The sequence below is a fragment of the Acidovorax sp. FG48 genome, assembly GCF_057809085.1.
Window position 1 is genome coordinate 120,957 of the sequence record NZ_JBMDJH010000005.1, and the last position, 26,943, is coordinate 147,899.

Consider the following 26,943-nt stretch of genomic DNA (forward strand, 5'->3'; position numbering starts at 1 on the left):
CTAGATCAGCGGATGGGCCGGCCGGCATTAGCCCAGTTCAGCCAGCATGCGCTGCGCACGGGTCTTGAGGGCACCGCTGGACTCTGCCACCACTTCTTCAATCAGCGTGCGTGCACCATCCGTGTCACCAATGGCGTTGAACTCCTCGGCCAGCGCCAGCTTGGTGGCCAGAGGGTCGTCTTGTGCTGCGGCCGATCCGTCGTCGGCAAATTCTGGCGCTGGGGCGGCAGGTGCTTTGGCGGCAGGCGCTACCATGGGTTTGGAGGGGGCGTTCAGGTCCAGAGACAGGTCGCCCAGGTCAAACTCCATCGGGCCAGAATCCTGGGGCTCGCCGCTCAGAGGCATAGGGCCCGACGGAGCCATGCTCAGGTCGTCACCGCTGGGGAAGTCCAGATTGGCCACGGGCGGGGGCGCCATCATGGGGCTGGGTGCGGTTTCCTGGCTGTTCCACGAGGCGCTGGGTTCTTCGGGGATGCTGGGCAAGTCCAGTTCGGGGCGCAGCGTCTGTGGTTCGCTGGCTTCGCTGCGATTATTGGCTACCGTCGCGGCCGCGGCGGCCGCTGCAAACCCACCGGCTGCTGCTGGCGGCGCATCTGTCAGCGCGTCATCGGGCAGGTCCAGATCCAGGTCGAGGTCCAGGTCCGGTGGCAGGGCAGCGGCAGGGCTGCCTGCGCCCGTGAAGGTGCTGGGGAAGCCGCCCGGTGGCACCGAGGGCGATTCATCTTCGGCCATGCCGGGGCGGCCTCCGGGTTGGTACAGGCGGTTTTCGGGCTCCAGGTCACGTCCGAGTTCGGCAATGCGGTTCCAGTCGGGCCCTTCGCCCTGGGTCAGCTTGAACACTTCGCCCGCGACAGCCTCCAGGGCTTTGCGGTCCTGGCGCTTGGCGTAGATTTCGCCCAGTTTGACGTGCACCGAGACGCGGCCGGGGTTGTGGCGCACGGCCTCTTTCAGGATTTCTTCGGCCTGGAGATCGCGTCCATAGGCCAGATACACATCGGCTTCTGCCACGGGGTCTACGTCACCGCCTGCATCCAGCTGGCTGGGCGAGTAGGCCATGGACGAGCCCGTGGTCATGTCGCTGTTGGCGGTGTCTACGCGCTGGCCGCCGCTGGCGCCAAAGAACGAGTCGGGCTGAATGCGGCTTTCGAGGAAGGAGCTGTCCACCCCGCCATTCTGGCGACGGCGCTGGACCAGCCGGTAGGCGCCAAACCCGAGCAGACCCGCGACCAGGATGCCGCCGCCGATGGGCAGCAGCGGGTCGTCCATGAGGGTGGACAAGAAGCCAGGCTCTTCCACCGGCACGGGGGCAGGCTTGGGAGTAGGCGCTGGCTTGGGGGCAGGTGCGGGGGCGGATGCCTCTGCGGCGGGAGCCGACGCAGCCGCTTCTGCTGCCACTGCGGTGTCTGCCGGCGTGCTGGCTGCCGCCTCGGGGGCAGAAGCGGGGGCTGCAGGTGCAGCGGGCGCGGTCGGTGTGGCCGGCGCAGCCGGGGTCTGCACTGCCACTCCTGCTGGCGCGCTGGCGGCACCTGCGGCGGCCGGCGCGGCACTGCTGCCGGCGGCTGCGGACGCCGCGCTCAGCTTGTTCAGATCGGTAATGTTCTTGGACAACTCCGCCATCCGCGTGGCGGCTTCGCTGGCCTGTTTGTCCTTGGCGACTTGCTCTTCGGCTGCCTTTTGGCCCTTCACGGAGCCTTTGGATAGAGTGAGCTTGTCAGGTGCTGCTGTCGTGGGCTTTTTGTCTTCGACGCGCGTCTGGACGCTGCCGGAGGCAGAGCGCTGGGCCGCTGCCACTTCGGTCGAAGGGGCTGCCCCCGCCAGCTTGCGGCGGAAGTCATTGAAGTCCCGGGCCTGGGCCGCCAGAATCTGTCGTGCTTCGGGGGCTGGGGTGGATTGTGCTGCGGCCTGGTCAGGCATCTGCAGCACGGCGCCAGCCCTCAGGCGGTTGACGTTGCCCTGGATGAATGCATCGGGGTTGGCGCGCATCATGGCGACCAGCATCTGGTCGAGCGACACGCCGGCAGGCTTGTACGCGTTGGCAAGGCGGCCTGCGGTATCCCCTGCTTGCACCGTCACACCGTCTGCCGGTGCGGGGCGGGGCGCAGCCGCGCGCGGCGTGGCCGGAGCTGCCGCCGGCTCGCTGGCGCGGGCCGTTGCTGCTGGGCGGGTTGCTGGCACCTGGGGCGCAGCAGGTGCAGAAATCTGGGGTGCTGCTGTGACCGCAGGCGCTGCGCGGCGCATGCTGGGCGGGTCGAACAGCATGGTGTAGCTGCGAACGATACGGCCCGATCCCCAGTTGGCATCCAGCACCAAGTCCAGGAAGGGCTCATTCACAGGCCGGTCGCTGGACAAGCGCAACACGGCGGTGCCGTCAGCGCGGCGCTGCAGCTGGATCTGCAGGTTGTTCATGGTCTGCGTGTATTCCATGCCCTGGGCACGGAAGACTTCTGGCGCAGCTGTTGTGGCACGCAGCGAGTCGGCTTCTGCGGGGGTGATTTGTGGCAGGTCGATTTCAGCGCGCAGGGGTTCGCCCAGGGCAGACTGCACGGTGATGCGGCCCAGTGCCAGCGCAGACGCGTCGCTGGTGTAGAAGCCAGCGCAAGCCACGGCCGCGGCCGCCAGGACAGAAAATTTCCAACGATGCATGTTTGCCAACAACTGATGAGGATTTTGTGCGGCTCGGACGAGCGGTGCTTTTTTTGTCATGGTCTGGTCCCGCCCCGGCGCGTGAAAATATGTAAAAAGCACCATAGCATCAATGTTTTGCACTGACAAGCTGAGGTGGCTCCGAAGCTTTGAGAGGGGTCCCGGCGCCCCAAATTGGGGCGTGCAGTTGTTGCCAATTGCCAACGCCGCGTAACCGAGTGTGTCGATGGTCCTGGCGCAAAAAAGCGCGCGCAATGGGGGTTGCGCGCGCTTTACACAGGGGGTTATCAGGCGTTGAGCAAGATGCGCAGCATGCGGCGCAGGGGCTCTGCGGCACCCCACAGCAACTGGTCGCCAATGGTGAAGGCACCCACATACTCAGGGCCCATGGCCAGCTTGCGGATGCGGCCCACGGGGATGGTCATGGTGCCGGTCACGGCCACGGGGGTCAGGTCCTTGATGGTTGCTTCGCGGGTATTGGGAACCACCTTCACCCACTCGTTGTCGACGGCGATCATGGCTTCGAGGTCGGCCACGGGCATATCCTTCTTGAGCTTGAAGGTCAGCGCCTGGCTGTGGCAACGCATGGCACCCACGCGCACGCAGAAGCCGTCCACGGGAATGGCTGCAGAGCCAAAGCCCTCGCCCAGGCCCAAAATCTTGTTGGTCTCGGCCATGCCCTTCCATTCTTCCTTGGACTGGCCGTTGCCCAGGTCCTTGTCGATCCAGGGGATCAGCGAGCCGCCCAGGGGCACGCCGAAGTTGGCGGTTTCTGCGCCGGTCAGTGCGCGCTGCTTGGCGATGACCTTGCGGTCGATTTCCAGGATGGCGCTCTTCGGGTCGTCGAGCAGTGCCTTCACTTCGGCGTTGAGCGTGCCATATTGCGTGAGCAGTTCGCGCATGTGCTGCGCGCCGCCGCCCGACGCGGCCTGGTAGGTCTGGGTGCTCATCCACTCGACCAGACCCGCCTTGTACAGGGCGCCCACGCCCATCAGCATGCAGCTCACGGTGCAGTTGCCGCCCACCCAGTTCTTGCCACCGTTGACCAGCGCGTCCTTGATGACGGGCATGTTCACGGGGTCGAGGATGATGACCGCGTCCTTTTCCATGCGCAGGGTGGAGGCGGCGTCGATCCAGTGGCCGTTCCAGCCCGCAGCGCGCAGCTTGGGGAAGACTTCGGTGGTGTAGTCGCCGCCTTGTGCGGTGATGATGATGTCGCAGCGCTTCAGGGCGTCGATGTTGAAGGCGTCTTGCAGGGTGGTTTCGTTCTTGGCCTGCGCAGGGGCCTTGCCACCGGCGTTGGAGGTGGAGAAGAACAATGGCTCAATCAGGTCGAAGTCTTTTTCCTCGACCATGCGGTCCATCAACACCGAGCCGACCATGCCGCGCCAGCCGACCAAACCTACCAACTTGCTCATTTCAACGCCCCTTTCAGATTAAGAAACAGTGCCAGACCAGACTGTTTGCCCCGGCTCGTCTGGCCGGGAGAGGGCGCACGACGGTACCGGAGCTGGATCAGCCCTTAATAATGGTCGTGGTTTTGGTGGTGATTGCGCGCACAGCCACGCCTGCCAGGGCGGCAGTAGCGGTGTTCAGGGCGAACGGGCGGGCGGCAAACATGGGCGTGATTGTAATGGATCGCGGCTTGCACGGGGCTTGCAGCGTTGCGCGAACGCCATGAAGCGTTGTGCAACGCCACCTAGAGGGCTGGGTGGATCTGCGAGCCGGTGCCTGCCCATGAAAAAGGCGACCACTGAGGGTCGCCTGTGATGGATGCCGCTTGCCGCCGCTACGAGCAGCTCGCGTGGCTGTCGCGGTTTACGCTTGCAGTGCCTTCACCACGGCGTCGCCCATCTGTGCTGTGCCGACCTTGGTCGTGCCTTCGCTGTAGATGTCGGGCGTGCGCAGGCCTTGGGCCAGCACTTTTTGCACGGCCGCTTCGATGCTCTGGGCGGCGGCTTCCTGGTTCAGGCTGAAGCGCAGCATCATCGCAGCCGACAGGATGGTGGCCAGCGGGTTGGCCACGCCCTTGCCAGCGATGTCGGGGGCGCTGCCGTGGCTGGGCTCGTACAGGCCCTGGTTGCTGCTGTTCAGGCTGGCCGAGGGCAGCATGCCGATGGAGCCAGTCAACATGGACGCTTCGTCGCTCAAGATGTCGCCGAACATGTTGCCGGTCACCACCACGTCAAACGCCTTGGGGGCCTTGACCAGTTGCATGGCCGCGTTGTCCACGTACATGTGCTGCAGTTCCACGTCGGGATACTGCTGGCCCACTTCGGTCATCACGTCTTTCCAGAACTGGAAGGTTTCCAGCACGTTGGCCTTGTCCACGCTGGTGACCTTCTTGTTGCGCTTGCGGGCAGCCTGGAAGGCGACATGGGCGATGCGCTCGATCTCGGGGCGCGAGTAGCGCATGGTGTCGAACGCTTCTTCGGCGCCGGGGAAGTGCCCGTCCACCGCCGTGCGGCGGCCGCGCGGCTGGCCAAAGTAGATGTCACCGGTCAGTTCACGGATGATGAGAATGTCCAGGCCCGCGATCAGCTCGGGCTTGAGGCTCGATGCGCCCACCAGCTGCTCGTAGCAGATGGCGGGACGGAAGTTCGCAAACAGACCCAGGTTCTTGCGCAGGCCCAGGATGGCTTGCTCGGGACGCAGGGGGCGGTCGAGCTTGTCGTATTTCCAGTCGCCCACGGCGCCAAACAGGATGGCGTCTGCCTCCTTGGCGAGCTTGAGGGTGGACTCGGGCAGCGGGTGGCCGTGGGCCTCGTAGGCGGCGCCGCCGACCAGGGCCGATTCCATCTCGAACTTCAGGTCGAGTGCGTTGAGGACCTTAACGGCCTCGGCCACGATTTCGGTACCGATGCCGTCACCCGGCAGAACTGCGATTTTCATTGGTTTTGCTTTGTTTTTGATAGCTGTCAGCGCATATGGATGTAGCGCTTGCGGCCAATTGGGCTGAATATTTGGGTTACGACACCATGGTGTGTGCCAGCCAGGGCTTGGTAGCCAGGCGCTGGGCTTCAAAGGCCTTGATCTTGTCCGACTGGCGCAGGGTCAGGCCGATGTCGTCAAAACCGTTGAGCAGGCAGTACTTGCGGAAGGCCTGCACCTCGAACGGGATCTCCTCGCCCTGGGGGCGCACGATGACCTGGCGCTCCAGGTCGATGGTGAGCTGGTAGCCGGGGAAGGCCGCCACTTCGTCGAACAGCTGGGCGACGGTGGCCTCAGGCAGCACGATGGGCAGCAGGCCGTTTTTGAAGCAGTTGTTGAAGAAGATATCGGCAAAGCTGGGCGCGATCACGGCGCGAAAGCCGAACTGGTCCAGCGCCCAGGGCGCGTGTTCGCGGCTGGAGCCGCAGCCAAAGTTCTTGCGCGCGATCAGGATGCTCGCGCCTTTGTAACGTGGCTGGTTCAGCACAAAGTCGGGGTTGGGCTTGCGCTGGCTTTCGGGGATGCCCGGCTCGCCCTTGTCCAGGTAGCGCCATTCGTCAAACAGGTTGGGGCCAAAGCCCGTCTTCTTGATCGACTTGAGGAACTGCTTGGGGATGATGGCGTCGGTATCGACGTTCTCGCGGTCCATGGGAGCCACGAGGCCTTTGTGAAGGGTGAATTTCTGCATGTCAGGGGGCCTTATTTGGCTGCGCGCTCGATGGCCGATCCGGCCTTGCCGATGTCCTGGCCCACACCCTTGACGGTATTGCAACCGGCCAGCAGGAACGTGAGGGTCAAAGCGATGAGGGTAGCGGTGGTTTTCATGGCAAAGCTCCTTCAGGCAAATTGGCGGATGTCTACGAAATGCCCATGCACGGCAGCCGCAGCGGCCATGGCGGGGCTCACGAGATGGGTGCGGCCCCCAGCGCCCTGGCGGCCTTCAAAGTTGCGGTTGCTGGTTGATGCACAACGCTCGCCGGGCTCCAGGCGGTCGGCGTTCATGGCCAGGCACATGCTGCAGCCGGGCTCGCGCCACTCAAAGCCTGCGGCCTTGAAGATCTGGTCCAGGCCCTCGCGCTCGGCCTGCTCTTTGACGAGGCCGGAGCCGGGCACCACCATGGCCAGCTTCACATTGCTGGCCACCTTGCGGCCCAGGTTCTTCACCACGGCGGCGGCTTCGCGCATGTCTTCGATGCGGCTGTTGGTGCAGCTGCCGATGAACACCTTGTCGATGGTGATGTCGTTGATCGGCTTGCCCGGCGTGAGGCCCATGTAGGTCAAGGCGCGCTCGATGGCGCCACGCTTGTTGGCGTCTTTCTCCTTGTCGGGGTCCGGCACGCGGGCGTCCACGCCCAGCACCATCTCGGGGCTGGTGCCCCAGGTGACCTGCGGCACGATCTCCGCCGCGTCGAGCTTGACCACGGTGTCGAACTTCGCGTCGGGGTCGGAATGCAGCGTCTTCCAGTACGCCACAGCCTGGTCCCACTCCACGCCCGTGGGAGAGAGCGGGCGGCCCTTGACGTATTCAATGGTCTTGTCATCCACCGCCACCAAGCCGGCGCGGGCACCGGCCTCGATGGCCATGTTGCACACGGTCATGCGGCCTTCCATGCTCATGGCGCGGAAGACAGAGCCTGCAAATTCAATGGTGTAGCCCGTGCCACCGGCGGTGCCGATCTTGCCGATGATGGCCAGCACCACGTCCTTGGGCGTCACGCCCTTAGCCAACGTACCGTCCACCTGCACCAGCATGTTCTTGGCCTTCTTGGCCAGCAGGGTCTGGGTAGCCATCACGTGCTCGACTTCGGAGGTGCCGATGCCGTGCGCCAGTGCGCCAAACGCGCCGTGTGTGCTGGTGTGACTGTCGCCGCAGACCACGGTCATGCCGGGCAGGGTGGCGCCGTTTTCGGGGCCGATCACGTGCACGATGCCTTGGCGCTTGTGCATGAAGGGGAAGAACGCAGCCGGCGTGATCTGCGCGATGTTGTCGTTCAGCGTGGTGATCTGTTCCTTGCTGATCGGGTCGGTGATGCCGTCGTAGCCGTTTTCCCAGCCGGTGGTGGGCGTGTTGTGGTCGGCGGTGGCCACGATGGAGCTCATGCGCCAGACCTTGCGGCCCGCCTCGCGCAGGCCTTCAAACGCCTGGGGGCTGGTGACTTCGTGCACCAGATGGCGGTCGATATAGAGGATGGAGGTGCCGTCCTCTTCGGTGTGGACAACATGCTCGTCCCAGATCTTGTCGTACAGGGTGCGTCCCATGGCGTGGCTTTCTTTCTGCTTTCGGGCTTCAGGTGGGGGATTGGATTTTAGTGTCGGGGGCGGGTTGCGCCGAGTCCGGCTCCGGGCGCGGCGACAGGTGTTCCACCAGCAAACGCGCCGTGACAGGCAGGGCGTCAAAGTCGCGGGCCACCACACGCAGTTCGCGGTGCGCCCAGGCATCGGTCAGCGGGATGGCCTGCAGGTTGCCCACGCCGCGCATCAGTGCAAACGCCCGGTCGGGCAGCAGGCCCACGCCCAGGCCGTTGTCGATCATGCGGCACATGGCATCGAGCCCCGTGACCTGGATGCGCTGGCGCAGAGGGCGCCCGGCCGCGGCAGCAGCAGCGCGCATGGCCAGGCTGATGCTGCTGTTGGCGTGCAGGCCCACGATGTCCCAGTCCAGGACTTCTTCAAAATTGATAGCATCCAGCGCAGACAATTCATGCGCTCGGGGCACAACCAGCACCAGATTGTCAGCGCGGTAGGGGCGGGATTGCAGCGCCAGGGCGCCCCCGCCGTTCGCCATGCCGACGTTGCAGATGCCCAGGTCGGCGGCGCCTTCTTGCACCGCGTGCAGCACGTCGCTGGAGAGGTGCTCCTGCAGATCGATTTTGATCTGGCTGTGCTCGCGCGCAAAGGCGCCCAGGTCTTCGGGCAGAAACTGGAAGATCGCCGAAATGTTGGCGTGCATGCGCACATGGCCGCGCACGCCGTCGGCGTATTCACTCAGTTCGCCCTGCATGCGCTCCAGGCCGAACAGCACGGTGCGCGCATGGTGCAGCAGGCTCTCGCCAGCGGGCGTAAGCGTTACGCCCCGGCTGTGGCGGTAGAGCAGGGCCGTGTCCACGGCCGTTTCCAGGTCCGAGAGACGCTTGCTCACGGCCGACGCCGCGATGAACTCGCGCTCGGCCGCGCGGCCGATGCTGCCAAGCTCGCACACCGCCACAAACAATTGCAGCGAGGTCAGGTCAATACGGCGCGCAAAACTGCGCTCGGAGCTTTTCATGGGGGTTTTGACTTCTCAAAAAGAGAAGGTTTCTTATTTTCTCCCCATTATTGGCGGTTTGCCATCGCGATATGCGATGGCTGAGATGCTCTTCTGCGCGAGAACTGCTTTGCTGGAATGCAGAATGAAACCGGGCTCAGGCCGCGCAGGTGCTGCCGTGTTCTGGCACCGAGGCCCGCCAGCGCAACTCGTGCTCAATACGTTGGCGCAGCCGGTCGGCGGCGTCCATTTCGCCATGCACCACATACACCTGGTCGGGCGCGTGACCCATGCTGCGCAGCCAGGCGATGAGCTGGTTGCCGTCCGCATGGGCCGATGCAGAAGACAGCTTGACCACTTCGGCCCGAACGGCCACGTCCTGGCCGTGGATGCGGATGTTTTTCTCGCCCTCGGCCAAGCGGGCGCCGCGCGTGCCCGGCGCCTGGTGCCCGGTCAGGATGATCATGTTGCGGTGGTCGCCCGCGTGCAGCGCCAGGTGGTGCAGCACGCGGCCCCCGGTGGCCATGCCGCTGGCCGACAGGATGACCATGGGGCCATGCAGCCGGGCCAGGCCTTTGGACTGTTCCGTCGTCTGGACCATGGTGGCGCCATGTTCCAGCGCCTGCACTTCGCGCCCGCTCAGGCGGTGTTCCTGCATGTGGTGCTGGAACAGCCCCGTGGTGCTCACAGCCATGGGGCTGTCCAGGAACACCTTGAGCGATGCGGGTACCACGCCCTGCGCCTTCAGCAACCCGATGGCGTGCAGCACGACCTGTGCACGGCCCACGGCGAACACAGGCACCACGGCGATGCCCCCGCGCGCAGCCAGCCGCTGCAGGGCGGGGCCCAGTTCGTCGAGCAGACCCTCAGGCGGGTGCTCGCGGTCGCCGTAGGTGGATTCGATGAGCACCGTGTCCGCTTGGGGCGGCGCGTCCGGTGGGTTCATCAGCAAGTCGTCTGGCCGGCCCAGGTCACCGGAGAACAGGATGCGCCTGCCTCCCACCTCCAGCAGCACGCTGGCCGCCCCCAGGATGTGGCCCGCAGGCGAAAAGGTCACGCGCCAGCCGGGCAAGGGCTCGAAGGCTTTGTGGAACGGATGGATCTGGAACTGCTTGAGGCAGTGCAGTGCATCCAGCCGCGTATACAGGGGCAGGGCTGGGCTGTGGCTGCTTAGCTGGTGGCGGTTGAGGAAGGCGGCGTCTTCTTCCTGCAGGTGTCCGCTGTCGGGCAGCAGGATGGTGCACAGGTCGCGCGTGCCCGGCGTGCAATGGATGGCGCGGGTGTAGCCGTCGCGCGCCAGCATGGGCAGGTAGCCGCTGTGGTCCAGGTGGGCGTGGGTCAGCACCACGGCGTCGATCTGGTGCGGCGTGACGGGCAGGGGCTGCCAGTTGCGCAGGCGCAGCTGCTTGTAGCCCTGGAACAGACCGCAATCGACCAGCAGGCTTTTGCCGTTGTAGCGCACCAGGTATTTGGAGCCGGTGACGGTGCCGGAGCCGCCCAGGAAGGTGATGTTGACGTTCATGTGTCCAGGCTCCTGACTGATCATCGATGGTGCCCATCCTACTGATCGGATCGCGCCCGTGGACATTGCCAGGGAGTTTCTTGCCTTGCATCAAGAAAAAACCGCCTGCAGCCTTGGGGCTGCAGGCGGTTTGGGGCGAGGAAACCCGTGCGTGAGGGGTCAGCTGAAGAAGTTCTTCAAGCGGTCCGTCCAGCTCTCGCCACTGGGAGAATGGCGCGCGCCGCCCTTCTTGAGGGAGTCTTCCAGCTCGCGCAGCAGTTTGCGCTGGTGCTCGGTGAGCTTCACGGGCGTCTCGACCGCGATGTGGCAGTACAGGTCGCCGGGGTAGCTGGCGCGCACACCCTTGATGCCCTTGCCGCGCAGGCGGAACTGCTTGCCGGCCTGGGTGCCTTCGGGGATGTCGATGGCTGCCTTGCCCGCCAGCGTGGGCACTTCGATCTCGCCGCCGAGGGCGGCCGTGATGAAGCTCACGGGCACCTGGCAGTGCAGGTCGTCACCGTCGCGCTCGAAGATGTCGTGTTTCTTCAGGCGGATCTCGATGTACAGGTCGCCCGGTGGGCCGCCGTTGGTGCCCGGTTCGCCGTTGCCCGTGCTGCGGATGCGCATGCCGTCGTCGATGCCCGCAGGGATCTTCACTTCCAGCGTCTTTTGCTTCTTGAGCTTGCCCTGGCCGTGGCAGGTGGTGCAGGGCTCAGGAATGATCTTGCCCGTGCCGCGGCAGTGGGGGCAGGTCTGCTGCACGCTGAAGAAGCCCTGGCGCATCTGCACCGTGCCTGCGCCCTGGCAGGTTCCGCAGGTCTTGGCGCTGGTGCCAGGCTTGGCGCCGCTGCCATGGCAGGTGTCGCAGGTGTCCCACGAGGGGATGCGGATCTGCGCATCCTTGCCGCGCGCGGCTTCTTCCAGCGTGATCTCCATGGCATAGCTGAGGTCGGAGCCTCGGTACACCTGGCGCCCGCCGGCGCCCCGGCCACGGCCTTGCTGGCCGAACATGTCGCCAAAGATGTCGCCAAACGCCTCGGCAAAACCGCCAAACCCTTCGGTACCTGCACCGCCGGGGCCGCGCATGTTTGGGTCCACGCCGGCGTGGCCGTACTGGTCGTAGGCGGCCCGCTTTTGCGGGTCGGAGAGCATTTCGTAAGCCTCTTTGGCTTCCTTGAATTTCTCTTCGGCAGGCTTGGCGGCATCACCCTGGTTGCGGTCAGGGTGGTGCTTCATCGCCAGCTTGCGATAGGCCTTCTTGATTTCTTCGTCCGAGGCGTTTTTCGGAACGCCCAGGATTTCATAAAAGTCTCGTTTGGACATAGTGATTCAGAACCCAGTTGGAACAGGAACGCCGCGCAGCCCCTCAGAGCAATGCGCGGCGGCTCGGGTCAACGGGGGCTCGTTCAGCCCTTCTTGACTTCCTTCACCTCGGCATCGACGACGTTATCGTCATCGGTGGGCTTGTTGGCTGCACCGGCCGAGGCGCCTGCGGCGTCTGCACCACCGGCCGCCTGGGCGGCTTGCGCTGCCTGCGATTCGGCGTACATCTTCTCGCCCAGCTTCTGGCTGGCGGCCATCAGCGCGGTCGTCTTTTCGTCGATGGCAGCCTTGTCTTCACCCTTCAGGGCTTCTTCCAGGGCCTTCACGGCGGCGGTGATGGCGTCCTTTTCGCCGGCTTCGAGCTTGTCGCCATGCTCGGCGAGGCTCTTGTTCACGCTGTGTACGGCAGCTTCACCCTGGTTGCGGGCCTGCACCAGCTCCAGCTTCTTCTTGTCGTCGGCGGCGTTCAGCTCGGCGTCCTTCACCATCTTCTGGATTTCTTCTTCCGACAGGCCCGAGTTGGCCTTGATGGTGATCTTGTTTTCCTTGCCGGTGCCCTTGTCCTTGGCGCCCACGTGCAAGATGCCGTTGGCGTCGATGTCGAACGACACTTCGATCTGTGGAACACCACGGGCTGCTGGTGGAATGCCTTCCAGATTGAATTCGCCCAGCAGCTTGTTGCCCGAAGCCATTTCGCGTTCGCCCTGGTAGACCTTGATGGTCACGGCAGGCTGGTTGTCATCGGCCGTCGAGAAGGTCTGCGCGAACTTCGTCGGGATGGTCGTGTTCTTGGTGATCATCTTGGTCATCACACCGCCCAGGGTTTCGATACCCAGGGACAGGGGAGTCACGTCCAGCAGCAGCACGTCCTTGCGGTCGCCCGACAGCACCTGGCCCTGAATGGCGGCGCCCACGGCCACGGCTTCGTCAGGGTTCACGTCCTTGCGGGGGTCCTTGCCGAAGAACTCCTTGACCTTCTCCTGCACCTTGGGCATGCGGGTCATGCCGCCGACCAGGATCACGTCATGGATGTCGGACACGGACACGCCAGCATCCTTGATGGCCATGCGGCAGGGAGCGATGGTGCGCTCGATCAGCTCTTCCACCAGGGCTTCCAGCTTGGCGCGGGTCAGCTTGATGTTCAGGTGCTTGGGGCCCGAAGCGTCGGCCGTGATGTAGGGCAGGTTGATGTCGGTGGAGGCGGAGTTGGACAGCTCGATCTTGGCCTTTTCAGCGGCTTCCTTCAGGCGTTGCAGGGCCAGGACGTCCTTGGACAGGTCCACGCCTTGCTCTTTCTTGAACTCGCTGATGATGTAGTCAATGATGCGCTGGTCGAAGTCTTCGCCGCCCAGGAAGGTGTCGCCGTTGGTCGACAGCACTTCGAACTGCTTTTCGCCGTCCACGTCGGCGATTTCGATGATGGACACGTCGAACGTGCCGCCACCCAGGTCATACACGGCGATCTTGCGGTCGCCCTTTTCCTGCTTGTCCAGGCCGAAGGCCAGGGCCGCAGCCGTGGGTTCGTTGATGATGCGCTTGACGTCCAGGCCTGCGATGCGGCCAGCGTCCTTGGTGGCCTGGCGCTGCGCGTCGTTGAAGTACGCGGGCACGGTGATCACGGCCTCGGTCACGGGCTCGCCCAGGTAGTCCTCGGCGGTCTTCTTCATCTTGCGCAGAATGTCGGCCGACACTTGCTGGGCCGACAGCTTCTTGCCGCGCACTTCCACCCAGGCGTCACCGTTGTCGGCGGCCACGATGGAGTAGGGCATCAGGTCGATGTCCTTTTGCACTTCCTTTTCGGTGAACTTGCGGCCGATCAGGCGCTTGATCGCGAACAGCGTGTTCTTGGGGTTGGTCACGGCCTGGCGCTTGGCGGATGCGCCGACGAGGATCTCGCCGTCTTCCTGGTAAGCCACGATGGACGGCGTGGTGCGCGCGCCTTCGCTGTTTTCGATCACGCGGGTGGTGTTGCCCTCCATGATGGAGACGCAGCTGTTGGTGGTGCCCAGGTCAATGCCGATGATTTTTCCCATGATTTTTCTCCGAATGCTTGAATGGTTTAGATGGCTAGTAACTTGTGGATAACTTGGTGGGGTTCAAGTCTTCCGGGGCGATTTTTTGCGGCTTTTATTTGGGGGCCGCCACGGTGACCAGGGCGGGGCGCAGCACGCGCTCGGCGATCACATAGCCCTTTTGCAGCACGGCGACCACCGTGTTGGCTTCTTGTTCAGCGGGTACCACGCTGATGGCCTGGTGCTGGTGGGGGTCGAACTTGGCGCCTGCAGCGGGGTTGATGGCCACCACCTTGTTGCGCTCGAGGGCCGAGGTCAGCTGGCGCAGCGTAGCGTCGGCGCCCTCGCGCAGCTGCTGGGGGGTGGCTTCCTTGATGGCCAGGGCGGCATCCAGGCTGTCGGCCACGGGCAACAGGCTCTCGGCAAAACTCTCGATGCCGAACTTGCGGGCCTTGGACACTTCCTCTTCAGCGCGGCGGCGGGCGTTCTCCGCCTCCGCCTTGGCACGCAGGAACTGGTCGGCCAGATCGGCGCTCTTGGCCTTCAGCTCGGCCAGCTCGCCCTGCAGGCGAGCCAGCTCATCGGAGGCGTGGGCAGCCATGGCAGCTTCGACTTCTTCGGGGGCGGGGGCGCTCTGGGCGGGGTTGGTTTGGCTGTGGTCTGACATGTCAGTAAGTGAAGAGGTAAAAAAGCGGTACGCGCGGCATCTGGGGGCTCGCCGGGCAATATCAAGGTCTGCGCCAGGGATTTGTCGTTGTGACGGCCCGGACTGGCGCAAGTGGTTGTAAGGCATGTCGGCCCAACCGCCGTTTTTGCAAGGGCCGGATCTCCCAGGGCTGAACAAATGGGACGTGGGCGATGCGGTGGCGGAGGTGCTGAGTGTACAAGCGCGAGCGGTCGGGTTACAATCGCAGGCTTTCCCTTGCCACACCACTTCTAGACGCGGTGGGTGGTCTCACCCAAAAGGAGTCTGCATGCGTCATTACGAAATCATTTTGTTGATCCATCCGGATCAAAGCGAACAAGTGCCAGCCATGCTGGAGCGCTACAAGGGCATGATCACCGCTGGCGGTGGCAAGGTGCACCGCGTGGAAGACTGGGGCCGTCGTCAACTGGCGTACCTGATCAACAAGCTGGCCAAGGCCCACTACCTGTGCGTGAACATTGAAGCCGACCAGGCTGTGATGGCTGAACTGGAGCACGCCTTCAAGTTCAACGACGCCGTGCTGCGCCACCTGACCGTGCAAAAGAAGAAGGCTGAAACCGGTCCTTCCTCCATGATGAAGACCGTGGAGCGCGAAGAAGCCCGCAAGGCCAGCCAAGCTGAATACGCAGCGGCCGGCGAGCGCTGATCCTCTTCTCTCTTTGGAGTGGAGAACCGCGTCGTCTTGACCGCCTGTATCGCAGAGGCTGAACCCCTGCGCTACACGCCTGCCGGATTGCCTGCCATCTCGCTGCGCCTCGAACACGAGTCCCAGCAAACCGAGGCAGGCCACCCCCGCGAAGTCAAGGCCGCCATGAAGGCCACCGCGTTTGGAGCGATGGCCGAGCGACTGGCAAGGCAAAACATCGGAAGTCTCTGGACTTTCTCTGGATTTCTGGCCACGCCGCGCAACGGCAAGACCGCAGTGCTGCACATCCAGGATATTCAACAAAATTAATTTTCAAGGGGTCCGCAATGGCCACGTTCAAGAAGTTCAACAAAGACAAGCGCCCAAAGCGCAACACACAGTCCCTGCTGTTCAAGCGCAAGCGCTTCTGCCGCTTCACGGTGACCGGTGTTGAAGAAATCGACTACAAGGATGTCGACACGCTGCGCGATTTCATCGCCGAAAACGGCAAGATCATCCCCGCACGCCTGACCGGCACGCGCGCCATCTTCCAGCGTCAGCTGAACACTGCCATCAAGCGCGCCCGCTTCCTGGCCCTGGTGCCTTACAGCGACCAGCACAAGATCTAAGGAGCACAACCCATGCAAATCATTCTGCTCGACAAGGTTGTGAACCTCGGCAACCTCGGTGAAATCGTCAAGGTCAAAGACGGCTACGCCCGCAACTTTCTGATTCCTGCTGGCCGCGCCCGCCGCGCCACCGAAGCCGCCAAGGCAGAGTTCGAAGCCAAGCGCGCTGAACTCGAAAAGGCTGCTGCTGTCAAGCTGGCAGAAGCCCAAGCCCAAGGCGAAAAGCTGGCCGGTACCACCGTCAAGCTGACCCAAAAGGCTGGCGTGGATGGCCGTCTGTTTGGTTCCGTGACCAACCACGACATCGCCGAAGAGCTGAACAAGCAAGGCTACAAGGTTGCCAAGTCGCAAATCCGCCTGCCCAACGGCCCGATCAAGGTCGTGAGCGACAGCGCTGTGAGCGTGGCTCTGCACACCGATGTGGTGGTGGAAGTCAACGTGTCGGTCTACGGCGAAACCGCCTGATCGTCCGTTCGGACTTTTCGACAAAGCCGCCCTCGGGCGGCTTTTGTCTTTGTGTGACCGTGGTTTGTACACGGTTGCCCACGGGTTACCCCCGCCTTATCCACAGACTTGTGCCATGACGACGCGCCGTGCGGGCGATAGCATGCCGGGTTGACTCCGAGGATTCCATGTCTGCCGTTTTCCCACCCCTTGATGATGGATTCACGCCCGTGCCGGACCGTGAGATTGCCCAGTTGCGTGTGCCACCGCACTCCATCGAGGCGGAGTCCAGCGTGCTGGGGGGGCTGCTGCTGGACAACAACGCCTGGGACCGCGTGGGTGACTTGCTGGTGGAGAGCCATTTCTATCGCCATGAACACCAGATGATCTACACCGCCATCGGCGCGCTGATCAATGCCAGCAAGCCAGCCGATGTGATCACGGTGTTCGAGCACCTGCAGAACCAGGGCAAGGCACAGGAGATGGGGGGGCTCGCCTACCTCAACAACCTGGCGCAATACGTGCCCAGCGCCAGCAACATCCGGCGCTATGCCGAGATCGTTCGCGAGCGTGCCATCCTGCGCAAACTGGTCACGGCAAGCGATGAAATCTCCACCAATGCCTTCAACCCGCAAGGCAAGACCGTGGAGCGCATTCTGGACGAGGCCGAGGCCAAGATCTTTGCCATTGGCGAAGAGGGATCGCGGACCAAACAGGGCTTCCAGTCGCTCGACACACTGGTGATCGACCTGCTCGACAAGGTGCAGGAGATGGCCGACAACCCGGTGGACGTGACCGGCATTCCCACCGGCTTTGCCGACCTGGACCGCATGACCTCGGGGCTGCAGGCGGGGGACATGATCGTGCTGGCGGCGCGCCCCTCCATGGGCAAGACCTCGTTTGCGGTGAACATTGCCGAGCACGTCGCGCTGAACGAAGGCCTTCCCGTCGCCATCTTCTCCATGGAAATGGGCGCCGCCCAGCTCGCGGTGCGTATCGTGGGCTCCATCGGCCGCGTGAACCAAGGGCATTTGCGTACCGGCCAGCTCACCGACGACGAGTGGCCACGCCTGACTGAGGCCATCGAAAAGCTGCGCACGGTGTCGCTGCACATCGACGAAACCCCGGGGCTCACGCCCAGCGAGCTGCGCGCCAATGCACGGCGCCTGGCGCGCCAGTGTGGCAAGCTGGGCTTGATCGTAGTGGACTATTTGCAGCTCATGAGCGGCTCGGGCGCAGGCAGTGCCGACAACCGGGCGACAGAGCTGGGCGAAATCTCCCGGGGCCTCAAGATGCTGGCCAAGGAGCTGCAGTGCCCGGTGATTGCGCTGTCGCAGCTCAACCGTTCGGTAGAGCAGCGCACCGACAAGCGCCCCATGATGTCCGACCTGCGCGAATCCGGCGCCATCGAGCAGGACGCGGACATCATCATGTTCATCTACCGCGACGACTACTACAACAAGGACTCCAAGGAGCCCAACGTGGCCGAGGTCATCATCGGCAAACAGCGTAATGGCCCTACGGGTACGGTAAAGCTGTTCTTCCAGAAGAACCAGACGCGCTTTGAGAACCTGGCGATGGGTTCGGGCGACGATTTCTAGCAAAATAGCTGCTAGCGCATGATTCATATGCGCTAGCAGCTATTGAATTTATAGCGACTGAGGGCGGACGCTATGTAGTCCAGCGTCTGTGGCTCCAGTCGCGCAGTATGCACATTGGCACTACTGCCGCAGCACCCACACCAGCAACCCCGTGCATGCCGCGGCCAGGATGCCTGTGGCTACTGTGAGCCGTTGCTGGCGCTGCCGTAGCACCTCCACCGCTCGCACTACCTGGGCATTCTGTTCGGCCAGCGACTGGATCAGCACGGCCGACTCTTGCTGCTCCAACTCCAACTGCGCCACCCGGTCGCGCAGATGCTGGAGCTGCAAGGCGACCGGCATGGCGGGTTCGCCACCAGCCCCGCCTTCCAGTGCTTCCGCTGCAGCGTCGGCATTCCCTTTCTGCGTAGTGCCCAGCAGCTTTTTGGCGGCCTGCAGGATCTGGGGCGTCGCCTCGATGACGTCGCCCCAGGGCACCAGCTTCAGTGCGGCAACCCAGCCTGCCGCCAACTCAGAGCACCTCGCTGGCGAAGTCCGCCAGGCGTGAGCGTTCGCCCCGCGCCAGCGTGATGTGGCCGCTGTGTGGCCAGCCCTTGAAGCGGTCTACCGCGTAGGTCAGGCCGGACGAGCCTTCGGTCAGATACGGTGTATCGATCTGCGCCAGGTTGCCCATGCAGATGATCTTGGTACCAGGGCCTGCGCGGGTGATCAGCGTCTTCATCTGCTTGGGCGTCAGGTTCTGCGCCTCATCGATGATCACGTACTTGTTCAGGAAGGTGCGCCCGCGCATGAAGTTCATGCTCTTGATCTTGATGCGGCTGCGGATCAGCTCGTTGGTGGCCGCACGGCCCCACTCGCCGGCGTTGCCGCCGTCGCCCTTGGCCAGGAACTCCAGGTTGTCGTCCAGCGCGCCCATCCAGGGGCCCATCTTTTCTTCCTCGGTGCCGGGCAAAAAGCCGATGTCCTCGCCCACGCTCACGGTGGCTCGGGTCATGATGATCTCGGTATAGCGGCGGTCGTCCAGCACCTGGGTGAGGCCCGCAGCCAGGGCCAGCAGGGTCTTGCCGGTGCCCGCCGTGCCGGTCAGCGTCACGAAGTCAATTTCCGGGTCCATGAGCAAGTTCATGGCGTAGTTCTGCTCGCGGTTGCGGGTGGTCACACCCCACACCGCGTTCTTGGCAGAGCCATAGTCCTTGAGCGTCTGCAGCACGGCTGTCTTTTCGCGGATTTCGCTCACCCGTGCGAACAGGCTGGGCTCGCCGGGCGCCTCGAAGTACACGAACTGATTGATCATCAGCTGCGGCACGATCGGTCCACCAATGCGGTAGTAGGTGTGGGCGCCGCTCTGCCAGCTTTCCACGTTCTTGCCGCTCTTGGTCCAGAAGTCCGGTGGCAGGGCCAGCACGCCAGCGTACAGCAGGTCGCCGTCTTCCAGCGTCTTGTCGTTCTGGTAGTCCTCGGCGTTCAGGCCCAGGGCGCGCGCCTTGACGCGCATGTTGATGTCCTTGGACACCAGCACGACCTCGCGCGGGGCATGCAGTTTGCGGAGCGCTTCCACCACGCCCAGGATCTGGTTGTCGGCCTTGCCGGGGGGCAGGCTAGTGGGCAGGCTGTAGTCCAGCGGTACGGTCTGGAAGAACAGGTGGCCGCCTGCGGCGCGCTGGCCGGTGGAGTCGAGCTTGAGGCCCTTGTCCATGTCGGCGCCCTGGGCGGCCGCCAGCGCGTCCAGCGTGCGGCTGGCCTGGCGCCCATTGCGGGCGACTTCGGTCATGCCCTTCTTGTGGCCATCCAGTTCCTCCAGCACGATCATCGGCAGGAAGATGTCGTGCTCTTCAAAGCGGAACAGGCTAGTCGGGTCGTGCAGCAGTACATTCGTGTCCAGCACGAAGAGCTTGGTCGGGCCTTGTGACGCGGATTTGCGGGCTCGGGTGGTGGTTGCGGTGGCTGGTGCGGTGCTGGCGGTAACGGTCGGCGCAGCGCTGGTGCTCCGTGCCTTGCGAGTCCCGGTGCTGCGAGCCGCGGGGGCGATGACGGGTTCGGTTGTGCGGGCGCGGGTCTCGACCTGGACCAGCGGAGCGGCTTCGGGTGCTGCCAGCGCAGAGGCCACACTGTCTGCCTTGCGGCCGGCGCGGGCCGGGGCTGCTGCAGTGCGCAGGGGCGCGGCCACCGGTTCGTTGGCGGAGGTGGTCGCTACGCGAGGGCGGGCCGTGACTTCAAAGGCTTCTGGCGCGAGGAGTGCAGCGCGCCGGCTGGGGGCGGGGGGCAGGGGCATGGTGGCAGGGCCTCGGTCGGTAAAGGGGTAACGGATGGGTCAGAAAGCAAAAAGCCGCCTGGAGGCCAAGGCGGCTTTTTGGGTGGGTGCTAGCGGTGCAGTAACCAGGGGCATTGATCCATTATGCCCACTCCATGTGTCTTGCCGAGGCAAAACGGGCGGTGTGTCGCGTGGATGCTCCAATGACCCCTGATGGACTGAAATAGCGCAATCGAACCCTTTGCAATCCGTGCTGGGCTCAGGCGGCCTTCTTCAGGGCCTTGAGGGATTTGACGGTCTTGAGGACTTCGTCCACATGGCCGGGCACCTTGAGGCCGCGCCATTCTTGCACCAGCAGGCCGTCAGGGCCGATCAGGAAGGTGCTGCGCTCGATGCCCTTGACCTTCTTGCCGTACATGATTTTGTTCTTGACCACGCCGAACATGTGGCACATCTTCTCTTCGGTGTCGGCGATCAGCTCGAAGGGCAGTTCCAGCTTTTCCTTGAAGTCGTCGTGCGACTTCATGTTGTCGCGCGAGACGCCGAACACGGCGGCACCTGCCTTCACGAAATCCTTGTACTTGTCGCGAAACTGCATGGCCTCCGTGGTGCAGCCCGGCGTGTTGTCCTTGGGATAGAAGTAGAGAACCAGAATTTGGCCAAGGTGGGAGGTGTTGGAGACCTTGATACCACCGGTTGCGTTGGCTTCAAATTCAGGGAGGGGTTTGTTGACAACGATCGCCATATCACTTCAATCTCTCAGGATGTAGTCGTTGGTAAGCCGGGGGAGTGGGTGTGTTATTGCTCTTGGTGGTGCCCCCGACCGCAACCCGTAATTTTACCCTGAAATCGGTTCCCGGCCAAATGTAAGACAGTGTGTCCGGCGCGGGTGGGCGGGTACTTTGGTATGCCTGTGCATAGGTCGCCATGCCGCCCGCTGCAGGCCCTGGGGCGGTAGCTCGCCTTGCGCTCAGACTTCGAGAATCAGCGCGGCGACCACATTGCGCCCTTCGCTCGCCAGGATGTTGTAGGTGCGGCAGGCTGCCTGGGTGTCCATGGTCTCCAGCCCGAGTCGCCGCGCGATCAGGGGGGCGAGCCAGGCGGGAGGTGGAAAGCGGTTGCGCAGGCCGCTGCCAAGTATGACTAGCTCTGTCTCTAGTCCGGCCAGCTGGGCGAAATGCTCCGGGGTCAGGTCCTCAAAGCGGGCGCAGGGCCAGGGCTGGCGCAGGCCCCCAGAGCCGATGATGACGCTGTGGGTGATCTTGTCGGCGTCGATGCCGATCCAGCCGGGGCCGTAGCCGCTGATAGTCTGTGCGTTGGAGCGGTCGGGCTGGAATTTCATGTCGGGAATGGGTGAGCCCGGGGACTGCGGGGCATGGCAGCGGCGTCTGCCGCCGGGGGATGGCAACGGTTCTGTGGTCAAATTATAGGTTTCGCCTGAGGGCGCCGGCCCCGGCGGCCTCCTGACCCCACCGCACTACTGTCAGCGCATGAAAACCGTCCAAAAATCCGCCAAGCTCGCCAATGTTTGCTACGACATCCGGGGCCCGATCATGGACGCGGCCAAGCAGATGGAGGAAGACGGGCACAAGATCATCAAGCTCAACATCGGCAATCTGGCCGTGTTCGGTTTTGATGCCCCCGAGGAAATCCAGCAGGACATGATCCGCAACCTGCCCAACTCGGCGGGCTATTCGGACAGCAAGGGCATCTTCGCAGCCCGCAAGGCCGTGATGCATGAAACCCAGAAGCAGGGCATCAAGGGCGTGGCGCTGGACGACATCTACCTAGGCAACGGCGCCAGCGAACTGATCGTGATGGCCACCAATGCGCTGCTGGACACGGGCGACGAATTGCTGCTGCCGTCGCCGGATTACCCGTTGTGGACCGCTGCGGCGAGCCTGTCGGGCGGCACCCCGGTGCACTACCTGTGTGACGAAGCCAATGGATGGATGCCCGACTTGGACGACATCCGCTCCAAGATCACGCCGCGCACCAAAGGCATCGTGGTCATCAACCCCAACAACCCCACAGGGGCGCTGTACTCGGTCGAGTTGCTCAAGGGCATCGTGGCTATCGCCCGCGAACATGGCCTGGTGATCTTTGCGGACGAGGTGTACGACAAGGTGCTGTACGACGGCGCCAAGCACACGGCCATTGGCTCGCTGAGCGAGGATGTGCTCACACTCACCTTCAACTCGCTGTCCAAGAGCTACCGGTCCTGCGGTTACCGCGCTGGCTGGCTGGTGGTGTCGGGTGACAAGAAGCCTGCCAAGGACTACATCGAGGGCCTGAACATGCTCTCGAACATGCGCCTGTGTGCCAACGTGCCCGGCCAGTGGGCCGTGCAGACGGCGCTGGGCGGCTACCAGAGCATCAACGAACTGGTGTGCGAAGGCGGCCGCCTGCGCAAGCAGCGTGACCTGGCGTATGAACTGATCACCGCCATTCCGGGTGTGACCTGTGTGAAGCCTCAGGCTGCGCTCTACATGTTCCCGCGCCTGGATCCGGCCGTGTATCCCATTGAGGACGACCAGCAGTTTTTCCTGGAGCTGCTGCAGGAAACCAAGGTCATGCTGGTGCAGGGCACGGGGTTCAACTGGCCTGCGCCCGACCATTTCCGCATCGTGTTCCTGCCCCATGAAGACGACTTGCGCGATGCCATTGGCCGCGTGGCGCGCTTCCTGGAGCAATACCGAAAGCGCAAGCAGACCACTGCGGCAGCGGTCGCGGCCTGATCCGTCGCGTTGCCCAGACAACAAGGCGATACGCTCCATGCGCAGCCCCTCCGCTCTAGACCTTGCCCGGCATGTTGCCGCGTGCGTGCTGGTGGCGGCGGGCTTGCTCGGTGCCGTGCACGCTGCCGACAAGGGCAAGGAGCCCGTAAGCTTCCAGCACAAGGACTGGGCCTTGCAGTGCGACAACACCCGCACCTGCAGGGCCGTGGGGTATCAGTCGGAGAGTGGCGAGTCGGAGCCGGTCTCCATGCGCCTGACCCGCGCGGCAGGGCCTGACACTCCAGTGTTGGTGGATCTGCAGGTGTCCACCGAGAAGGCTTCTCCAGCGTCGCTGCACCTCAAGGTAGGTGCACTCTCGTTGCCGGGGCTCAAGGGCGACACCCCCAACGTGCCTGCGGCCCAGGTGCCCCGCCTGCTGCAGGAGTTGCTCAAGAATGAAGAGGCCATGGTGGCCGCTGGCAAGGACCGTTGGGTACTGTCGCTGGCGGGTGTCACCGCAGTTCTGCTCAAGATGGACGAGGCCCAGGGCCGGGTGGGCACACCGGGCGCCCTAGTGCGCAAGGGCACGAAGCCAGAGGCTTCCGTGTTGCCCCCTTTGCCAGCTCCCGTGATCAAGGCGGTGACCCCGCTGCCTGCGCGCAAGGGCGATGCCGCGCTGGCCAAGCCGCTGGTGGCTGCGCTGGATCGCGCCAGCACCGAGGGCCAGTGCAATGGCGACGATGCGTTCAACCCCGCCAACGTGCAGGTCTACCGGCTCACGGATCGCAAGGTGCTGCTGTCCGTGCCTTGCGGCATGGGGGCCTACAACTTCAGCAGCCTGCTGTGGGTCGCCAACGACCGCCCGCCCTACAAGCCAGAGCCTTTGCAGGACGTGGACGGCGATTTCGATCCCGCCTCGGGCATGGTGCATTCGGCGATGAAGGGCCGTGGCATTGGCGACTGCTGGTGGGTGCGTGAGTGGCAGTTCGACGGCCAGGGTTTTGTGCTGAGCAGCGAGTCTGGCGACGGCATGTGCCGTGGCTTTGCGGGCGGCGCCTGGCAGTTGCCGACCTATGTCACCCGTTGACGGATCTGCTGCTCGACCCCTCGCCCCATACATCCTTCCCGAATCATTGTTTTTCTTTCTCTCTCCATTGCTATGAAACCCATCCAAGTAGGCCTTCTGGGCATCGGCACCGTCGGCAGCGGCGTGTTCAACGTGCTCGCACGCAACCAGGACGAAATCAGCCGCCGTGCTGGCCGTGGCATCGAGATCACCATGGTGGCAGACCTGGACGTAGCGCGCGCCAAGGCCGTGGTGGGTGACGGCATCCAGGTCGTCAACGACGCCCGCGCCATCATCGCCAACCCCGACATCGACATCGTGATCGAACTGATTGGGGGCTACGGCATCGCTCGCGCCCTGGTGCTCGAAGCTATCGCGGCGGGCAAGCATGTGGTCACTGCCAACAAGGCGCTACTGGCCGTGCACGGCACCGAGATTTTTGCGGCCGCATCTGCCAAGGGCGTGATGGTGGCCTTCGAGGCCGCCGTGGCCGGGGGCATCCCCATCATCAAGGCGCTGCGCGAAGGCCTCACGGCCAACCGCATCCAGTGGATCGCCGGCATCATCAACGGCACCACCAACTTCATCCTGTCCGAGATGCGCAGCAAGGGCCTGGACTTTGATGTGGTGCTCAAGGAAGCGCAACGCCTGGGCTACGCCGAGGCCGACCCGACCTTTGACATCGAAGGCGTGGACGCCGCGCACAAGGCCACCATCATGTCGGCCATCGCCTTCGGCATCCCCGTGCAGTTCGACAAGGCCTATGTGGAAGGCATCACCAAGCTCTCCGCGGCTGACATCAAGTACGCCGAGCAGCTGGGTTATCGCATCAAGCTGCTGGGTATCACCAAGCGCGCCGAAAAGGGTATCGAGCTGCGCGTGCACCCGAGCCTCGTGCCCTCCAAGCGCCTGATCGCCAATGTGGAAGGTGCCATGAACGCCGTGGTGGTGCAGGGCGATGCCGTGGGCACCACGCTGTACTACGGCAAGGGCGCGGGCTCCGAGCCCACCGCCAGCGCCGTGATTGCCGACCTGGTGGACATTGCCCGCCTGCACACGGCCGACCCCGAACACCGCGTGCCCCACCTGGCCTTCCAGGCCAACACGCTGCAAGGTGCCATGGACCAGCTGCCCGTGCTGCCGATGAGCGAAGTGGTCACCAGCTACTACCTGCGCCTGCGCGTGGCCGACCAGGCTGGCGTGCTCGCCAAGGTCACAGGCCTGCTGGCCGAGGCCGGTGTGAGCATCGACGCCGTGCTGCAGCGCGAGGCGGACGAAGTGGGCGGCGAGGGCTCGACCCAGACCGACCTGATCATCCTGACCCACGACACCCGCGAAGGCACGATGGATGCCGTCATTGCACAAATGCAGGCTCTGCCTACCGTGCTGGCGCCCATCACGCGCATTCGCAAGGAAGAGCTCAAATGATGATGGACCACGCCGCGCCATGATGCTGCCCCGCCATGCCCACGCTGGTTGCCGCCCTCACGCTGTCGGCGCTGCTCAAGATGGCGCATGTCGATCTGCCGCGCTGGCATCTGGCGTTCTGGTTCGGCCTGCTGGTCGCACTGGCCCTGTTCGGGTCCATGCCGCGCACGCAGGCCGTCCTCAACGGGGCGGGCAGCTTTCTGGCCGCGTGGCTCTACTTTGTGCTGCTGGAGCGCACCGACAACCGCCAGGACCGGGCACTGCACTGGCTCATCCTGATCGGCGGGTTCTTCCTGCTGATCGCCTCGCGTCTCTACATTGACATCCGTGTGTACGGCATCAGCTTTTAGCCAGTTCACCCCATTCACCGATACCGACGGGAACCCCTCATGAAGTACCTCAGCACCCGCGGCCATGCAGACCGCAAGCAGTTTTGCGACATCCTCCTCGAAGGCCTCGCGCCCGATGGTGGCCTGTACCTGCCCGAGCATTACCCGCAGGTGGATGACGCCATGCTCGCGCGCTTGCGCAAGGCCTACCACGAGCAAGGTTATGCCGAGCTGGCGTTCCAGATCCTGTCGCTCTATATCGACGACATCCCCGCTGCCGACCTGAAGGCCCTGTGCGCCAAGACGTACACCGCTGAAGTGTTCGGCACGGGCGAGATCGTGCCCCTGCGCCACCTCGAAAACAGCCTCTGGCTCGAAGCCCTGTCCAACGGCCCCACGCTGGCCTTCAAGGACATGGCCATGCAGTTGCTGGGCAACCTGTTCGAGTACGAACTGGGCCGTCGTGGCGAGCAGCTCAACATCCTGGGCGCCACCAGTGGCGACACTGGCAGCGCGGCCGAATACGCCATGCGCGGCAAGGCGGGTGTGCGTGTGTTCATGACCAGCCCGCACGGTCGCATGAGCGCTTTCCAGCAGGCGCAAATGTTCAGCCTGCAGGACGAGAACATCCACAACATCGCCATCGAAGGCGTGTTCGACGACTGCCAGGACATCGTCAAGGCCGTCTCCAACGACCACACCTTCAAGCACAAGTACAAGATTGGCACGGTCAACTCCATCAACTGGGCGCGCCTGCTGGCGCAGGTGGTGTACTACTTTGCGGGCTATATCCAGGCCACCGAGACCAACGACCAGAAGGTCAGCTTCACGGTGCCCTCGGGCAACTTCGGCAACGTGTGCGCGGGCCATGTGGCGCGCATGATGGGCCTGCCCATTGCCAAGCTGGTGGTGGCCACCAACGAGAACGACGTGCTCGACGAGTTCTTCCGCACCGGCGTGTACCGCGTGCGCGGCAGTGCGGACACGCACGAAACCTCCAGCCCGTCCATGGACATCAGCAAGGCCAGCAATTTCGAGCGCTTTGTGTTCGACCTGCTGGGCCGCGACGGCGCGCGCACCAAGGCTCTGTTTGGCGATGCCCTGTCCAGGGACGGTCGGTTTGATCTGAGCCAGGACCCATGTTTTGCCGATGCCGCTGCCAAGTACGGCTTTGAAAGCGGCAAGAGCACCCATGCCGACCGCCTGGCCACCATCCGCGACAACTACCAGCGCCATGGAGTGACCATTGACACCCACACCGCCGACGGGGTGAAGGTGGCCCTGGAGCACCATCAGGACCCCAACGTGCCGATGATCGTGCTGGAGACGGCGCTGCCCATCAAGTTTGCCGAGACCATCGTCGAAGCCCTGGGCCATGCGCCCGAGCGGCCTGCCAAGTTCGCCGGCATCGAAGACCTGCCCAAGCGGGTGCAGGTCATGCCTGCCGACGTGGACTTGGTCAAGGCCTACATCGAGCGCCATTGCGCCTGAAC

At 63.9% G+C, this 26,943-nt stretch carries 25 protein-coding genes; 10 read left to right on the plus strand and 15 right to left on the minus strand.

All coding sequences use genetic code 11. The features are described from left to right. Positions 1-27 precede the first annotated feature (27 nt). The 11 genes from ACODSU_RS09370 to grpE all read right to left on the minus strand — a co-directional run bounded on the left by ACODSU_RS09370 (position 28) and on the right by grpE (position 14,321). The gene (locus ACODSU_RS09370; RefSeq protein WP_488841922.1) at positions 28-2,643 is read right to left on the minus strand and encodes a motility hub landmark protein FimV; all 2,616 of its coding nucleotides are present in this window, start codon (positions 2,641-2,643) and stop codon (positions 28-30) included. A gap of 287 nt (positions 2,644-2,930) precedes the next feature. After that, positions 2,931-4,061: an aspartate-semialdehyde dehydrogenase gene (asd, locus tag ACODSU_RS09375; protein ID WP_488841924.1), complete on the minus strand. Its 1,131-nt coding sequence runs from the start codon at positions 4,059-4,061 to the stop codon at positions 2,931-2,933. Positions 4,062-4,461: 400 nt separating this feature from the next. Then, positions 4,462-5,535, minus strand: a complete 1,074-nt coding sequence (leuB, locus tag ACODSU_RS09380) for a 3-isopropylmalate dehydrogenase (protein WP_488841926.1) — start codon at positions 5,533-5,535, stop codon at positions 4,462-4,464. A gap of 76 nt (positions 5,536-5,611) precedes the next feature. Continuing rightward, the gene (gene leuD / locus ACODSU_RS09385) at positions 5,612-6,262 is read right to left on the minus strand and encodes a 3-isopropylmalate dehydratase small subunit (protein ID WP_015013237.1); all 651 of its coding nucleotides are present in this window, start codon (positions 6,260-6,262) and stop codon (positions 5,612-5,614) included. Between the two features lie 11 nt (positions 6,263-6,273). Next, positions 6,274-6,399, minus strand: coding sequence for an entericidin A/B family lipoprotein (locus tag ACODSU_RS09390; protein ID WP_015013238.1), 126 nt, complete (start codon positions 6,397-6,399; stop codon positions 6,274-6,276). A gap of 12 nt (positions 6,400-6,411) precedes the next feature. Then, positions 6,412-7,833, minus strand: a complete 1,422-nt coding sequence (gene leuC, locus ACODSU_RS09395; RefSeq protein WP_015013239.1) for a 3-isopropylmalate dehydratase large subunit — start codon at positions 7,831-7,833, stop codon at positions 6,412-6,414. A 28-nt stretch (positions 7,834-7,861) separates the two neighbouring features. Next, a complete protein-coding gene (locus ACODSU_RS09400; protein ID WP_488841928.1) occupies positions 7,862-8,839 on the minus strand; it encodes a LysR family transcriptional regulator in 978 nt (325 codons plus the stop codon). Positions 8,840-8,975: 136 nt separating this feature from the next. Further along, positions 8,976-10,340, minus strand: coding sequence for an MBL fold metallo-hydrolase (locus tag ACODSU_RS09405; RefSeq protein WP_488841930.1), 1,365 nt, complete (start codon positions 10,338-10,340; stop codon positions 8,976-8,978). A 159-nt stretch (positions 10,341-10,499) separates the two neighbouring features. Next, positions 10,500-11,642, minus strand: coding sequence for a molecular chaperone DnaJ (gene dnaJ, locus ACODSU_RS09410; RefSeq protein ID WP_295940558.1), 1,143 nt, complete (start codon positions 11,640-11,642; stop codon positions 10,500-10,502). 83 nt (positions 11,643-11,725) lie between these two features. Further along, on the minus strand, positions 11,726-13,675 hold the full coding sequence (gene dnaK / locus ACODSU_RS09415) for a molecular chaperone DnaK (RefSeq protein WP_488841933.1): 1,950 nt from the start codon (positions 13,673-13,675) through the stop codon (positions 11,726-11,728). Positions 13,676-13,769: 94 nt separating this feature from the next. Next, the gene (gene grpE, locus ACODSU_RS09420) at positions 13,770-14,321 is read right to left on the minus strand and encodes a nucleotide exchange factor GrpE (protein WP_015013244.1); all 552 of its coding nucleotides are present in this window, start codon (positions 14,319-14,321) and stop codon (positions 13,770-13,772) included. Positions 14,322-14,628: 307 nt separating this feature from the next. Here grpE and rpsF point away from each other — a divergent pair, with 307 nt between their 5' ends. From rpsF to dnaB, 5 genes are all read left to right on the plus strand, one after another. Beyond that, positions 14,629-15,006, plus strand: a complete 378-nt coding sequence (gene rpsF / locus ACODSU_RS09425; protein WP_015013245.1) for a 30S ribosomal protein S6 — start codon at positions 14,629-14,631, stop codon at positions 15,004-15,006. A gap of 18 nt (positions 15,007-15,024) precedes the next feature. Then, positions 15,025-15,315: a primosomal replication protein N gene (gene priB / locus ACODSU_RS09430; protein WP_060987052.1), complete on the plus strand. Its 291-nt coding sequence runs from the start codon at positions 15,025-15,027 to the stop codon at positions 15,313-15,315. Between the two features lie 17 nt (positions 15,316-15,332). Next, on the plus strand, positions 15,333-15,614 hold the full coding sequence (gene rpsR, locus ACODSU_RS09435; protein WP_005795932.1) for a 30S ribosomal protein S18: 282 nt from the start codon (positions 15,333-15,335) through the stop codon (positions 15,612-15,614). Between the two features lie 12 nt (positions 15,615-15,626). Further along, entirely contained in the window at positions 15,627-16,079 is a 453-nt protein-coding gene (gene rplI / locus ACODSU_RS09440) for a 50S ribosomal protein L9 (RefSeq protein WP_488841936.1), read from the plus strand. Between the two features lie 167 nt (positions 16,080-16,246). Then, positions 16,247-17,659, plus strand: coding sequence for a replicative DNA helicase (dnaB, locus tag ACODSU_RS09445; protein WP_043565250.1), 1,413 nt, complete (start codon positions 16,247-16,249; stop codon positions 17,657-17,659). A gap of 120 nt (positions 17,660-17,779) precedes the next feature. Here the strand turns inward: dnaB and ACODSU_RS09450 are convergent, their stop codons facing one another. The 4 genes from ACODSU_RS09450 to ACODSU_RS09465 form a co-directional block, all read right to left on the minus strand. Then, positions 17,780-18,169, minus strand: a complete 390-nt coding sequence (locus tag ACODSU_RS09450) for a hypothetical protein (RefSeq protein WP_488841938.1) — start codon at positions 18,167-18,169, stop codon at positions 17,780-17,782. Position 18,170: 1 nt separating this feature from the next. Further along, positions 18,171-19,931 (minus strand): PhoH family protein, encoded by a 1,761-nt coding sequence (locus tag ACODSU_RS09455; RefSeq protein ID WP_488841940.1) that lies wholly within the window; start codon positions 19,929-19,931, stop codon positions 18,171-18,173. 238 nt (positions 19,932-20,169) lie between these two features. Next, positions 20,170-20,655 (minus strand): peroxiredoxin, encoded by a 486-nt coding sequence (locus ACODSU_RS09460; protein ID WP_015013251.1) that lies wholly within the window; start codon positions 20,653-20,655, stop codon positions 20,170-20,172. A gap of 225 nt (positions 20,656-20,880) precedes the next feature. After that, positions 20,881-21,252: an Mth938-like domain-containing protein gene (locus ACODSU_RS09465; protein WP_488841942.1), complete on the minus strand. Its 372-nt coding sequence runs from the start codon at positions 21,250-21,252 to the stop codon at positions 20,881-20,883. Between the two features lie 148 nt (positions 21,253-21,400). On the opposite strand from ACODSU_RS09465, the gene ACODSU_RS09470 reads away from it, so the two are divergent. The 5 genes from ACODSU_RS09470 (at position 21,401) to thrC (ending at position 26,941) form a co-directional block, all read left to right on the plus strand. Continuing rightward, positions 21,401-22,648, plus strand: coding sequence for a pyridoxal phosphate-dependent aminotransferase (locus ACODSU_RS09470; protein ID WP_015013253.1), 1,248 nt, complete (start codon positions 21,401-21,403; stop codon positions 22,646-22,648). A gap of 37 nt (positions 22,649-22,685) precedes the next feature. Further along, positions 22,686-23,714, plus strand: a complete 1,029-nt coding sequence (locus tag ACODSU_RS09475; protein WP_488841944.1) for a DUF1176 domain-containing protein — start codon at positions 22,686-22,688, stop codon at positions 23,712-23,714. Between the two features lie 72 nt (positions 23,715-23,786). Then, entirely contained in the window at positions 23,787-25,121 is a 1,335-nt protein-coding gene (locus tag ACODSU_RS09480) for a homoserine dehydrogenase (protein ID WP_488841946.1), read from the plus strand. Between the two features lie 35 nt (positions 25,122-25,156). Next, complete coding sequence (locus tag ACODSU_RS09485) at positions 25,157-25,471, plus strand: response regulator (RefSeq protein ID WP_309825412.1); 315 nt, start codon at positions 25,157-25,159, stop codon at positions 25,469-25,471. Positions 25,472-25,510: 39 nt separating this feature from the next. Next, the gene (gene thrC / locus ACODSU_RS09490) at positions 25,511-26,941 is read left to right on the plus strand and encodes a threonine synthase (RefSeq protein WP_488841949.1); all 1,431 of its coding nucleotides are present in this window, start codon (positions 25,511-25,513) and stop codon (positions 26,939-26,941) included. Positions 26,942-26,943 lie beyond the last annotated feature (2 nt).